This window comes from Agrobacterium sp. CG160-95 (genome assembly GCF_053521725.1).
Genome location: NZ_JBNWDU010000002.1, coordinates 693,831 through 705,810 on the forward strand (window position 1 = coordinate 693,831; position 11,980 = coordinate 705,810).

11 protein-coding genes are annotated in these 11,980 nt (G+C 59.1%); 7 read left to right on the top strand and 4 right to left on the bottom strand.

Going from position 1 to position 11,980, the window contains the following annotated elements:
- The first annotated feature begins 185 nt into the window (after positions 1 to 185).
- Positions 186 to 1,544: an amidase gene (locus ACQZ63_RS09800; protein WP_113555711.1), complete on the top strand. Its 1,359-nt coding sequence runs from the start codon at positions 186 to 188 to the stop codon at positions 1,542 to 1,544.
- A 47-nt stretch (positions 1,545 to 1,591) separates the two neighbouring features.
- On the opposite strand, the gene ACQZ63_RS09805 is transcribed toward ACQZ63_RS09800, so the two are convergent.
- The 3 genes from ACQZ63_RS09805 to ACQZ63_RS09815 are packed head-to-tail and all read right to left on the bottom strand — an operon-like array spanning position 1,592 to position 4,604.
- A complete protein-coding gene (locus ACQZ63_RS09805) occupies positions 1,592 to 2,233 on the bottom strand; it encodes a ThuA domain-containing protein (RefSeq protein ID WP_112674623.1) in 642 nt (213 codons plus the stop codon).
- Between the two features lie 17 nt (positions 2,234 to 2,250).
- Complete coding sequence (locus ACQZ63_RS09810; RefSeq protein ID WP_113555712.1) at positions 2,251 to 3,351, bottom strand: Gfo/Idh/MocA family protein; 1,101 nt, start codon at positions 3,349 to 3,351, stop codon at positions 2,251 to 2,253.
- A 53-nt stretch (positions 3,352 to 3,404) separates the two neighbouring features.
- Complete coding sequence (locus ACQZ63_RS09815; RefSeq protein ID WP_060642279.1) at positions 3,405 to 4,604, bottom strand: ROK family transcriptional regulator; 1,200 nt, start codon at positions 4,602 to 4,604, stop codon at positions 3,405 to 3,407.
- A 196-nt stretch (positions 4,605 to 4,800) separates the two neighbouring features.
- Here ACQZ63_RS09815 and ACQZ63_RS09820 point away from each other — a divergent pair, with 196 nt between their 5' ends.
- From ACQZ63_RS09820 to ACQZ63_RS09845, 6 genes are all read left to right on the top strand, one after another.
- Positions 4,801 to 6,102: an extracellular solute-binding protein gene (locus ACQZ63_RS09820; protein WP_113555713.1), complete on the top strand. Its 1,302-nt coding sequence runs from the start codon at positions 4,801 to 4,803 to the stop codon at positions 6,100 to 6,102.
- 69 nt (positions 6,103 to 6,171) lie between these two features.
- Positions 6,172 to 7,110: a carbohydrate ABC transporter permease gene (locus tag ACQZ63_RS09825; protein ID WP_003510729.1), complete on the top strand. Its 939-nt coding sequence runs from the start codon at positions 6,172 to 6,174 to the stop codon at positions 7,108 to 7,110.
- Entirely contained in the window at positions 7,103 to 7,951 is an 849-nt protein-coding gene (locus ACQZ63_RS09830; RefSeq protein WP_003510727.1) for a carbohydrate ABC transporter permease, read from the top strand. Before ACQZ63_RS09825 ends, ACQZ63_RS09830 begins: the two co-directional genes overlap by 8 nt.
- Positions 7,952 to 7,968: 17 nt before the next feature.
- On the top strand, positions 7,969 to 9,042 hold the full coding sequence (locus ACQZ63_RS09835) for an ABC transporter ATP-binding protein (RefSeq protein ID WP_003510725.1): 1,074 nt from the start codon (positions 7,969 to 7,971) through the stop codon (positions 9,040 to 9,042).
- A gap of 146 nt (positions 9,043 to 9,188) precedes the next feature.
- Entirely contained in the window at positions 9,189 to 10,241 is a 1,053-nt protein-coding gene (locus ACQZ63_RS09840; RefSeq protein ID WP_448799126.1) for a sugar phosphate isomerase/epimerase family protein, read from the top strand.
- Between the two features lie 71 nt (positions 10,242 to 10,312).
- Positions 10,313 to 11,500, top strand: coding sequence for a Gfo/Idh/MocA family protein (locus tag ACQZ63_RS09845; protein ID WP_013761506.1), 1,188 nt, complete (start codon positions 10,313 to 10,315; stop codon positions 11,498 to 11,500).
- Between the two features lie 117 nt (positions 11,501 to 11,617).
- Here ACQZ63_RS09845 and ACQZ63_RS09850 read toward each other — a convergent pair whose 3' ends face one another.
- Positions 11,618 to 11,866 carry a hypothetical protein gene (locus tag ACQZ63_RS09850; RefSeq protein WP_038493930.1) on the bottom strand — a complete coding sequence of 83 codons (249 nt, stop codon included), beginning with the start codon at positions 11,864 to 11,866 and terminating at the stop codon, positions 11,618 to 11,620.
- Positions 11,867 to 11,980: the final 114 nt, after the last annotated feature.

Consider the following 11,980-nt stretch of genomic DNA (forward strand, 5'->3'; position numbering starts at 1 on the left):
GTACCTCAGGTTGAAATATTCGATGGCTTGTGATGGGACATCGACGCCAAATACGCCGATGCATTGGGCCCCCTTTTCGCGCTCATCAACCGGGCTTTATGGTTGCAATGGTACCGCGATTGACCTTGCCAAGCTGCCGATAAACGGCATGTTGTGCGTAACATGCCGGTTTCAGGGAACATATCATGGCTCACAAGGGCAAAAACATCGCGCAGCTTTCCATTCTCATCCAGAGCGGCCATCTTGATCCGCGCGCCTTGGCGGAAGAGACCCTTGATGCAATCGGGAAATCGGAAGACCGGGCGATCTTTGTCGGCTTGACGGCGGAGCGGGCCATGGCAGAGGCGGAAGGCGCCTTGAAACGCATTCGCGAGGGTCGATCCTGCGGCGTGCTCGACGGCATTCCGGTCGCCTGGAAGGACCTTTTCGATCTCGAAGGCACTGTGACCACGGCTGGATCGACGGTGCTTTCGAATGATGCGCCTGCGTCCCGTGACGCGGATGTGGTGAGCGCGCTGAAGGAGGCCGGGATGGTCTGCATCGGCCGTACCAATATGAGCGAGTTCGCGTTTTCCGGCCTTGGCATCAACCCGCATTACGGAACGCCGCGCAATCCCGCTTCCACGGATGGCCACCGGCTGCCGGGCGGCTCTTCTTCCGGCGCGGGTGTCGCGGTTGCGGCCGGCCTGGTGCCGGTGGCAATCGGTACGGATACCGGCGGATCGGTGCGCATTCCCGCCGCCTTCAACGGTGTGGTGGGGTACAAGGCGAGCCGCGGCCGTTACTCGATGCGCGGCGTCTATCCGCTGGCTAAAAGTCTCGATTCGCTCGGCCCACTCACTCGCACTGTGCAGGACGCTGTGTGGGTAGATGCCGCCATGCGTGGCAAGGCGGCTGTTGATGCGGCGCGCGCGTCTCTGTCCGGCTTGTCGCTCGTCGTGCCGGAAACAGTGTTTTTCGATGGTATCGAGGAGGGCGTCGCGGTCGCTTTTGAGCAGGCAGTGGAACGGCTTTCCCGGGCCGGCACTTCTGTACGGCGGCAGGCATTCCCGGTCTTTTCGCAATTATTCGATCTTATCAAGGAAAAGGGTGCGCTGGTAACGGCGGAAGCCTTCGCCCTGCACAAGGCGCGGCTGGAAGGTGCTGATGCGGCTCGCATGGACCCGCGCGTGGTTGCGCGAGCCAGACTGGGCGCGAATATCTCCATGCCGGATTACATCGCCATTATCGAGGCGCGCGAACGCATGACGGCGGCTTTTTCGGGCATGATTGGCAAGAATGAGCTGCTGATATCGCCGACATTGCCTCATGTCGCGGCCAAGGTCGCACCGCTTGTGGAGAATGATGAGACCTTCTTTGCCATGAATGCCAAGACCCTGCGCAACACCCAGATCGGCAACTTCTTCGATCTCTGCGGCGTTTCCATTCCCTGCGGCACGGGTGAGGCGGGCATGCCCGTTGGCCTGCTGCTATCAGGCCTGCACGGCACGGATGACCACGTTCTGGGTGTGGCGATGGCTGCGGAAGAGATTATCCGGGGCTGATGATAAAGAAAAAGGCGGCCTTGTTTGGCCGCCTCTCAATGCACGCTTTAACGTGCCGCCCAGTTGGCGCCGCGGCGGAACATGGTTTTCATCTGCGGCACGGAAAACTCCTTGGCCTGATGGCCGAGCGCCGAATAGAAGACGCGGCCCTTGCCGTATTTGCGTTTCCAGACCACCGGCATCACTACACCGTTGATCCACCAGGCGTGGTCGCCGGTGAATTTTGTCGTCGCCAGCACCTCGTTGGAGGGATCGACATGCATGTAGTATTGCTCCGATGTGTAGGGGAAATCGGAAATTCCCTCCATCAGCGGGTCGTCGGGGCGGGTGATGTTGACGTGATAGTCGATGATATTGCCGGGATGGGCGACCCACTGGCCGCCGATCATGAACTGGTACTCGACGCAGTCGCGGAAACTGTCGCCTGCACCACCGTGAAAGCCGGCAATGCCGACGCCGTTTTCGACGGCGGCGGTGAGATTCTTGATCTCTTCCTTCTCGATCTTCGACATTGTCACGATCGGCACGACAAGGCTCAGATCATGCACGGAAGGATCGGCGAACGCCTCCGTGCTGTGTTCGACATAGACCTTGAAACCATCCTCTTCGAGAATGTCCTTGACGATGGTGGCGCATTCCTGCGGCTCGTGGCCGCTCCAGCCGCCCCAGACGATGAGTGCTTCGCGCATTTATTTCCTCCTCGGGATTATTTGCCGAGCTGGCCGTCGACCAGCGAAGTTTCAAGGGGAGCAGGGCGCTCCACCTCGGTGGTGATGGAAACGGTGGTGCCGCTGTCCGATGCCGTCTGGAAGGCTTCCATGACCTCCAGCACGTGCAAGGCAAGATCGCCATTGGCGCGGTGCGGGCGGTTTTCGCGGATCGCATGGGCCATGTCGGCCACGCCGATGGAGCGGTAGTTGCCGTCAGCATAGGGCGAAGACAGTGCCTGCGGCTCGAACTGGCCGCCCTTTTTCAGCAATTGCACCTCACCGCCGAAATGATTGGGGTCGGGCACGATCAATGTGCCTTCCGTTCCGTAGATTTCCAGCGGTACATGTTTGTGGCCCGCCACATCAAAGCTCATGCCCACCTGCACCACCGCGCCGTTCTTGAATGCCAGCACGCCGGAAACATGGGTGGCGACATGGACTGGGATTTTCTCGCCATTCTTAGGTTCGCTGGTGATGAGGCGTTCGTTGCGCGGCGCGATGGCGAAACCTGCCACCTTGGCGACCGGGCCGAACAGGTTGACGAGATCGGTGATGTAATAGGGTCCCATATCCAGCATCGGCCCGCCGCCGACTTCGTAATAAAAGGCGGGGTTGGGATGCCAGCGCTCATGGCCGGGGCACATGAAGGTAGCCGTTCCGCCAACCGGCTGGCCGAGCACGCCTTCGTCTATCAGGCGGCGCGCGGTCTGGTGCCCGCCGCCGAGGAAAGTGTCCGGTGCCGAACCGATGCGCAGGCCCTTTGCCTTTGCCGCGTCCGCAAGCCGTTTACCCTCCGCGAAATTGATGCCGAGCGGCTTTTCCGAATAGGCATGTTTTCCCGCCTCAAGTGCGCGTAGGCCCACCTCCACATGCGCCTTGGGAATCGTCAGGTTGACGATGATTTCCACGGAGGGGTCATACAGAAGTTCGTCGATACTTCTTGCCTGAAAGCCGAACTCGTCTGCCCGCGCTTTTGCTGCCTCCTCGTTCATATCCGCCAGTCCGCGAATGTCGAGAATGGGAAACGACGCCATCGCCTTGAGATAGGCGCTGGAGATGTTGCCGCAGCCGATGATGCCGATACCGACCTTGTTCATGTGATTTCCTCCCGTAAATCAGAAATGCCTAAGCCCACTCTCAACCTTGCCGGCTAGAGCGCCGGCCCTGTCGTGTTCCATGGCGATTCGTAAAGCTCGTAAAGTGCGACAGCTGCCGCCCCCTGCGCCCACAGTTCGTCGCTTGCGACGTCGAAAACCAGCTCTGCGACGCCTGCCAGCGATGGCGGCACGGCGGCGTTGTAACTGTCGCGGATGCTGGCAATGAAGGGCTCTCCGAGCTCGAGACTGGAGCCGGTGATGATGACCCGTGGCGGCGCAAACAGCGTGACGATATTGGCAAGCGTCAGGCCAAGGGCTGCACCGGCGCGCAAGGCTGCCGCTATAAGATCGTTGTCTTCCGCCGCAATCAGCGCATGGGCATGCTGCATGCCGCGACCAAGCCGGATAGCTTCTGCAAAACGCCCGTCCACGGGGCGGGAACCGAGAATGGCGTTCTCGCCCGCCTGGCTCGCCAGCCGCACGGTTCCTTCACTGGCAAGGCCGATCACGAGGTCGCCGAGATTGTGGCTGAGGCCGCCTGCACCACGAAACAGCTGGTTTTGATGCATCACGCCAAGCCCAAGTGTCTGCTCGAGCGAGATCAGCACCATGTCCTCCAGATCGCGCGCATGGCCGAACCAGTGATGGGCAAGCGTGATGGCGTGGGCGTCGCTTTCGATGATGGTGGGGGAATTCAGCCGTGAGGTCATTTCCTCGGCAAAATCGACGTTCACTTCCCGCAGGATAGGGCTGCTGCGGATCCTGCCGGTGCGATGTTCGATGACGCCTGGCAGGCCAAGGCAGACCATGTCCACATCTTCCAGCGACAGTCCGGCATCGACCACGCAACGCCGCACCCCGTCTTCCACCAGATCGGCAATGACGCCGATCGGTTGGCGGTCTACACGGATCGGCAGGGCGAGGGTGGACAGCACGTTGCCGCAAAAATCGGTGACGACGAAGACCATGCGGCTTGCCGCAATCTTGGCGCCCACCACGCGGGCCGCATCCGGGTTCAGCTCCAGCATCACCCGCGGCCTGCCGCGTGCGCCCTCCGTGCGGATATCGCCGATATGGCGGGTAAGGATAAGCCCGTCATCGAGCAGCGATGCGGTGATGGCCGATACGGTGGTGGTGGAAAGCTGCGTTCTTTCGCTGATTTCCACCCGGGAGATCGGTCCGTGGCGGCGGATGCTGTCCAGCACGCTTAGCCGGTTGATCGCGCGCATCAGTTCTGGGTCTGCGGTCTTCATGGGTTCCTGCTGCGATCAATGCCGGTTCGAAAACCAATTTATGTCGGATTGCGGATTAAATAACGGTGTCAGGGAGGGGTGTGTCAAGCCGTTCGCTCAAAAAATCGGCATGGCGCCTTGACAATGAGCGAGTGCTAAGGTGAATTAATCCGCATTGGGGAATAAATGAGGAAATCCCCGAGGGAGGATCACGATCATGACGATTAGGCACGCAGGCGCAAGCCTGAGCGGCAGGCTGATAGGCTTTGCCACAACGACAAGCATTGCTCTCATGCTCGGCGCCGCAAGCGCCTCGGCCGCAACGGTCGTTAAATGGATGCATGTGGAGTTGGACCCCAAAGCCGTGGCCGTCTGGGAGGAGATTGCCAAGGAATATGAGGCCAAACATCCTGACGTGGACGTGCAACTGCAGTTTCTGGAAAACGAGGCGTTCAAGGCAAAATTGCCTACCCTGCTGCAGTCCAACGACGTTCCCGATTTCTTTTATAGCTGGGGCGGCGGCGTCCTTGAGGAACAGTCAAAAACCGGCGCACTCAAGGATTTGAGCGAGGTTTTCGATGCCGATGGCGGCAAGCTGCGGCAGGCCTATAACGCGGCGGCAATCGACGGCCTCTCCTTTGACGGCAAGGTCTGGGCAGTGCCCTACAAGGTCAGCCTCGTCAGTTTCTTTTATAACAAGGAGCTGTTTGCCAAGGCGGGCGTAAAGGCGGAAGACATCAAGACCTGGGACGATCTCGGCGCCACCGTCAAGAAAATCAAGGCAGCCGGTATCGTTCCGATTGCCGGTGGTGGCGGTGAAAAATGGCCGATCCATTTCTACTGGAGCTATCTCGTCATGCGCAATGGCGGGCAGAGCGTGTTCGACGCCGCCCGCAAGGGCGAGGGTGAAGGCTTCATGGATCCCTCCATCATCAAGGCGGGCGAGCAACTGGCCGAGTTCGGCAAGCTCGAACCCTTCCAGCCCGGCTATCTCGGCTCCACCTGGCCCCAGGCGCTCGGCGTCTTCGGTGACGGCAAGGCCGCGATGATCCTGGGCTTTGACAATACTGAAGCCAACCAGCGCAAGAATGCCGGTGACGGCAAAGGCCTTGCGGCAGACAATATCGGTCGCTTCGCCTTTCCCGCCGTCGAAGGTGGTGCTGGCAAAGTCACTGACACGCTGGGCGGTCTGAATGGTTGGGCAGTCACGAAAAACGCTTCCAAGGAAGCGATCGATTTCGCGACCTTCCTGACCAGCAAGGAAAGTGAAGAAAAGATGGCGGCTGCGGGCATGATACTGCCGGTTGCGACGGGTGCGGATGGAGCGGTCAAGAACCCGCTGCTGGCGGATTCGGCCAAGCAGCTTGCAAGCTCTACCTGGCACCAGAACTTCTTCGACCAGACACTGGGCGCTGCCGTTGGCCGCGTGGTCAACGATGTCTCCGTCGAAATCGTTTCCGGCCAGATGAGCGCCGAAGAGGGTGCCAAGCAAATTCAGGATGCTTTCGAGCTTCGCTGATTTCGGTTCCATGACGGCGCCGCGCGGGACGCGGCGCCGCAGTATCTGCCTGAATGAAAGCGGATAGAGATGACGGATATTTCCATGACTTCTGCGTCCATACCGGCGCGCGGCGCGTCGAAGACGAAGCGCAAGCAAAGCTCAGTCGCGCATGACCGTGCGCTGACCCTGCTGGTCTTCCTTCCGCCCGCATTGCTGCTCTTTACCCTGTTCGTCATCCTGCCCATGGGCGAGGCGGCATGGTACAGCCTTTACCGCTGGAACGGTTACGGCACGCCGACCGATTTCGTGGGCTTGAAGAATTTCCAGGTCCTGTTCGGCAATGCCGCCTTTTCTCAGGCTCTGCTCAATAACGGCCTCATCATCCTGATTTCCGTGCTGATCCAGATCCCGCTGGCGATCTGGCTTGCCATGATGCTGGCGCACCGCCTTCCGGGCGTCGTTGCCTTTCGGCTGGTTTTCTTCCTGCCCTATGTCCTTGCGGATGTCGCGGCCGGCCTGATCTGGCGCTTCGTTTATGATGGCGATTACGGCCTTTTCGCTGCCATCTCCAATTTCTTCGGCTTCGCCAATCCTTACGTGCTGGCCGACAAGGATGTGGCGATCTACGCCGTGCTTGGCGTCATCGTCTGGAAGTATTTCGGTTTCCACATGATGTTGTTCATCGCCGGCCTTCAATCCGTCGACAAGAACGTGCTGGAAGCTGCCGAAATCGACGGCGCCTCCGGCTGGCAGAAGTTTCGATACGTCACCTTGCCGATGCTCGGCTCAACGGTGCGTCTGTCCGTCTTTTTTGCGGTGATCGGCTCGCTACAGCTGTTCGACATGATCATGCCGCTCACCGGCGGCGGTCCGTCCAACTCCACGCAAACCATGGTCACCTTTCTCTACACCTACGGCGTCATGCGCATGCAGGTGGGGCTTGGCAGCGCGGTGGGTGTCGTTCTCTTCGTTATCTGCGTGACGCTCGCCTTCGGTTACAAAAGGATTTTCATGCGCCATGACTGAACCATCCACTTCCGTCCGCATGCCGCTGCAAACAAAGCTCTATCTTTATATATCGCTGAGCCTGATAGCGGCCATCGTGCTCATCCCGCTTCTGACGACGGCGCTTGGCGGCTTCAAGACGCTGGGGGATCTGCGCGTCAACCCGTTCGGCTTGCCAGCCGAGTGGCAATGGGCCAATTACGGCGATATCCTCTTTGGCAAACGCTACTGGCTGCAGATATTCAATTCGCTGGTGATTGCGCTGTTGACGGTCTTTTTGACGCTGACCGTCTCGGCCATGGCCGCCTTCACCTTTGCGCATGTGAAGTTCTTCGGCTCTTCTTTCCTGCTGAATTACTTCCTGCTGGGACTGATGTTCCCGGCGGCGACCGCCATCCTGCCGCTGTTCATCCGCATCCGCGATCTCGGTCTGCTCGATACCTATTGGGGCGTGGTTCTGCCTCAGGTGGCTTTCGGGCTCGGCATGAGCATCCTTCTGTTTCGCAATTACTTCCGCAATCTGCCGGAAGAATTGTTTCAGGCCGCTTTCGTGGATGGTTGCGGCTATCTGCGCTTCTTCTGGCACATTTCGATGCCGCTCTCACGACCCATCGTGGCGACGGTTGGGATCGTTTCCTTCGTCGGCAGCTGGAACAGCTACATTCTGCCGCTGATTATGCTGAACTCGGAATCGAAATATCCCTGGCCACTCGGCATCATGGTCTATCGCGGCGAATTCGGCACGGAATGGCAGCTCGTGCTCGCCTTCATCACGCTGACGATCCTGCCGACCGTCATCGTCTTCTTCCTCGCACAGAAACACATCATCGCGGGCCTGACGGCCGGTGCCGTCAAATCGTGACTTGAAAGGAGCAAAACATGGCTTCCGTCGAACTTAGGGATATCCGCAAGTCCTATGCCTCGCTCGATGTCATTCACGGCATCTCGCTCGATATAACCGATGGCGAATTCATTGCGCTGGTCGGGCCTTCGGGCTGCGGCAAATCTACCCTGCTGCGCATGATCGCCGGGCTGGAGGAAATCACCGATGGGGATATCCTCATTGGCGGCACCGTCGTCAATTCCATGACGCCGCGCGAGCGCAATATCGCCATGGTATTCCAGTCCTATGCGCTTTATCCGCATATGACGGTCGCCGAAAACATGGGCTTCAACCTGAAGCTTGCCGGGCAGCCGAAAAACGTCATCGATGAGCGCGTGGCGGAAGCCGCACGCATGCTCGATCTCGGCAAGCTTCTGGACCGCAAGCCCTCGCAGCTTTCTGGTGGCCAGCGCCAGCGCGTCGCCATGGGCCGCGCCGTGGTGCGCAACCCGGCCGTCTTCCTGTTCGATGAGCCGCTGTCAAATCTGGATGCCAAGCTGCGCGTGCAGATGCGTAGCGAAATCAAGGCTCTGCATCAGAAAGTCGGTACGACCTCCATCTACGTCACCCATGATCAGATCGAGGCAATGACGCTGGCCGACCGGGTGGTGGTGCTCAATCACGGCCGTATCGAGCAGCAGGGCACGCCGCTCGAACTTTATAAGACACCTGCCAATCTTTTCGTTGCCGCCTTCATCGGCTCGCCGGCCATGAACCTCATCGAAGGCGTGGTCGACGGCGAGGGCGATCAACCTGCCGCCCGGCTGAAGGACGGGACGGCGATCCGCATTGCCGCCTCAAGAAATGTCAAGCGCGGCCAGTCGGTGACGATCGGATTGAGACCGGAACATATCGGTTCGACCGTCGGCGGCGATATTTCGCTGTCCGGCAGGACGGTGTTGGTCGAGCCGACAGGCGCGCAGACGCATGTGGTCTTCGAACTGGCGGGCGATCAGGTTACGGCGGTGGTGGATGGCGAGCAACTGGTCAAGGTCAACACCCCCTTTGCCGCCACCGTGCATCACGAGCGTGTACATGTGTTCGACAGGGCAAGCGGTCTGGCGCTTTAGACGTGTTTCGTTTTTTAGTGGAATAACGAAATTCTCTCGCTCCCCGGCATTTGGGGCTTGTCTGAAAATTATGAGCGGTTAGCTTGGCAAATTGGGAGCCAAAGCGGTTTTACCGCTGAACTGTATCGATACAGGAGGAGATTTTTATGAAAACGATCAAGGGACCGGGTCTTTTTCTCGGTCAGTTTGCCGGTGATGCTGCGCCTTTCAATACATGGGACGGCATTACCAAATGGGCGGCAGAAAAGGGTTATGCCGGCGTGCAGGTTCCCACCTGGGCCGGGCAGTTGATCGATCTGAAAAAGGCTGCGGAATCCAAGGATTATTGCGATGAATTTGCGGGTGTCGCCCGCCAGAACGGCATCGAGGTAACCGAGCTTTCCACCCATTTGCAGGGCCAGCTGGTTGCCGTTCACCCCGCCTATGACGAAGCCTTCGATGGTTTTGCAGCACCTGAAGTGCGCGGCAATCCGAAGGCTCGCCAGCAATGGGCGGTGGAACAGGTGAAGCTTGCCCTGAAGGCTTCGAGAAATCTCGGCATTAACGCACATGCGACCTTTTCGGGTGCTCTTGCCTGGCCCTTCATCTATCCGTGGCCGCAGCGCCCGGCCGGTCTGGTGGAAACCGCCTTTGACGAGCTGGCAAGACGCTGGACGCCGATCCTCGATTACGCCGATGAGCAGGGCGTGGATGTCTGCTACGAAATCCATCCCGGCGAAGATCTGCATGATGGCGTGACTTTCGAGATGTTCCTGGAGCGTGTGAAGAACCACAAGCGCGCCAACATGCTCTACGACCCGTCGCATTATGTGCTGCAATGCCTTGATTATCTTGACAATATCGACATCTACAAAGACCGTATCAAGATGTTCCACGTCAAGGACGCTGAGTTCAATCCGACCGGCCGCCAGGGCGTGTATGGCGGTTATCAGGGTTGGGTCAACCGTGCGGGCCGCTTCCGCTCGCTGGGTGACGGGCAGGTGGATTTCGGTGCGGTATTCTCGAAAATGGCTGCCAGTGATTTCGACGGATGGGCAGTGGTTGAATGGGAATGCGCGCTGAAACATCCTGAAGACGGTGCCCGGGAAGGGGCCGAGTTCGTCAAGCACCATATCATCCGCGTCACGGAAAAAGCCTTTGATGATTTCGCATCTGCCGGCACCGATGATGCGGCCAACCGGCGCATGCTTGGGCTTTAAAAGCATTTCCAGGAAAAGTGTGAAGCCGTTTTCCGTGTGGGAATGCGCTTAGAAAATGCCGAGGAGACATTATGGCTATTGAAGGAAAGACAACCGACAAGGCGAACACGCGGATTCGCCTGGGCATGGTGGGTGGCGGTTCGGGTGCATTTATCGGCGGCGTTCACCGCATGGCCGCGCGGCTCGACAACCGCTTCGATCTCGTGGCCGGGGCCTTGTCCTCGACACCGGAAAAATCCCTCGCCTCCGGCCGCGAACTCGGGCTTGCTCCAGAGCGTTGCTATGGGTCATTCGAAGAAATGGCAGAGAAGGAAGCGCTTCGCGAGGATGGTATCGAGGCGGTAGCGATCGTCACGCCCAACCACGTACATTATCCTGCGGCGAAGGCGTTTCTGGAACGCGGCATCCATGTCATCTGCGACAAGCCGCTGACCTCCAATCTGGAAGATGCCAAAAAGCTGAAGGACGTGGCGGACAAGGCGGACGCACTATTCATCCTCACCCATAACTACACCGGTTATCCTATGGTGCGGCATGCGCGTGAACTGGTGGAAACCGGTGCGCTCGGGAACATCCGCCTGGTGCAGATGGAATATCCGCAGGATTGGCTGGCTGAGCCGTTGGAGCAGACCGGTGCGAAACAGGCCGTCTGGCGCACCGATCCGGCGCAATCCGGTGTCGGCGGCTCCACAGGGGATATCGGCACCCATGCCTATAATCTCGGCTGCTTCATTTCCGGTCTGGAAGCCGATGAACTGGCAGCGGATGTACATACCTTCGTGGAAGGTCGCCGTCTGGACGACAATGCGCATGTGATGCTGCGCTTCAAGCCAAAGGACGGCAAGCAACCAGCCAAGGGCCTGCTTTGGTGCAGCCAGGTGGCTGTCGGGCATGAAAACGGGCTGAAGGTCCGCGTTTACGGCGACAAGGCAGGCATCGAGTGGACGCAGGCTGATCCGAACTATCTCTGGTTCACGAAGCTTGGCGAGCCGAAACAGCTCATCACCCGCGGCGGTGCTGGCGCCGGTGCCGCGGCCGCGCGTGTCACGCGCATTCCCTCGGGCCATCCGGAAGGATATCTCGAAGCCTTCGCGACCATCTATACCGAAGCGGCACACGCCATCGAAGCCCGCCGCACCGGTTCGGAGCTCGACAAGGCGGTCACCTATCCGACCGTCGATGACGGTGTCAAAGGCGTTGCTTTTGTCACCGCCTGCATCGAATCCGGTAAAAAGAATGGCGGCTGGGTGAAGCTGTAAGATCGACATGGCGTCGCGGCGCATTTCTTCTCCCTTGGGGGGAGAAGGGCCGGATGAGGGGGCAAGCTCTCGGCATATCTCTGCCTGCTTCCCCTCACGACCCACCTGAAGACGTGATCAATTTGCGCGTGTCATCTGCTGCTGCATTCGTTCAGTCACGGGGCAACCGTCCTGTATTCTCGTCCAGGATGAGACGTTGAGTTTCATTTCGCAGCGCGCGAGATAGGAGCCGCCATCGACCCTCAGGCAGGATGTCTGGCCGAGTTCGAACATGACACCGCGATTTCGGCATTTGCAATTGTGGGCATCCGCCAAGGTGGGGATCAGGGCCAGGGCTAGACCAATTACGAGCACTCCAAAACGCATGGCTGAGGCTCCAAAAGACAGGCCACCAGATTATACCTGTCCGACGGTATAGTCAAAACAGCCACCTTCAACGATGCGCACCGCAAGGCCATAACAGGCTCGAACTCTCCTGCT

Coding starts and splice junctions, on each gene's coding strand:
- ACQZ63_RS09820 (WP_113555713.1), top strand. CDS start 4,801: ATGACGATTAGGCACGCAGGCGCAAGCCTGAGCGGCAGGCTGATAGGC.
- ACQZ63_RS09825 (WP_003510729.1), top strand. CDS start 6,172: ATGACGGATATTTCCATGACTTCTGCGTCCATACCGGCGCGCGGCGCG.
- ACQZ63_RS09830 (WP_003510727.1), top strand. CDS start 7,103: ATGACTGAACCATCCACTTCCGTCCGCATGCCGCTGCAAACAAAGCTC.
- ACQZ63_RS09810 (WP_113555712.1), bottom strand. CDS start 3,351: ATGAACAAGGTCGGTATCGGCATCATCGGCTGCGGCAACATCTCCAGC.
- ACQZ63_RS09845 (WP_013761506.1), top strand. CDS start 10,313: ATGGCTATTGAAGGAAAGACAACCGACAAGGCGAACACGCGGATTCGC.
- ACQZ63_RS09835 (WP_003510725.1), top strand. CDS start 7,969: ATGGCTTCCGTCGAACTTAGGGATATCCGCAAGTCCTATGCCTCGCTC.
- ACQZ63_RS09840 (WP_448799126.1), top strand. CDS start 9,189: ATGAAAACGATCAAGGGACCGGGTCTTTTTCTCGGTCAGTTTGCCGGT.
- ACQZ63_RS09800 (WP_113555711.1), top strand. CDS start 186: ATGGCTCACAAGGGCAAAAACATCGCGCAGCTTTCCATTCTCATCCAG.
- ACQZ63_RS09850 (WP_038493930.1), bottom strand. CDS start 11,866: ATGCGTTTTGGAGTGCTCGTAATTGGTCTAGCCCTGGCCCTGATCCCC.
- ACQZ63_RS09805 (WP_112674623.1), bottom strand. CDS start 2,233: ATGCGCGAAGCACTCATCGTCTGGGGCGGCTGGAGCGGCCACGAGCCG.
- ACQZ63_RS09815 (WP_060642279.1), bottom strand. CDS start 4,604: ATGAAGACCGCAGACCCAGAACTGATGCGCGCGATCAACCGGCTAAGC.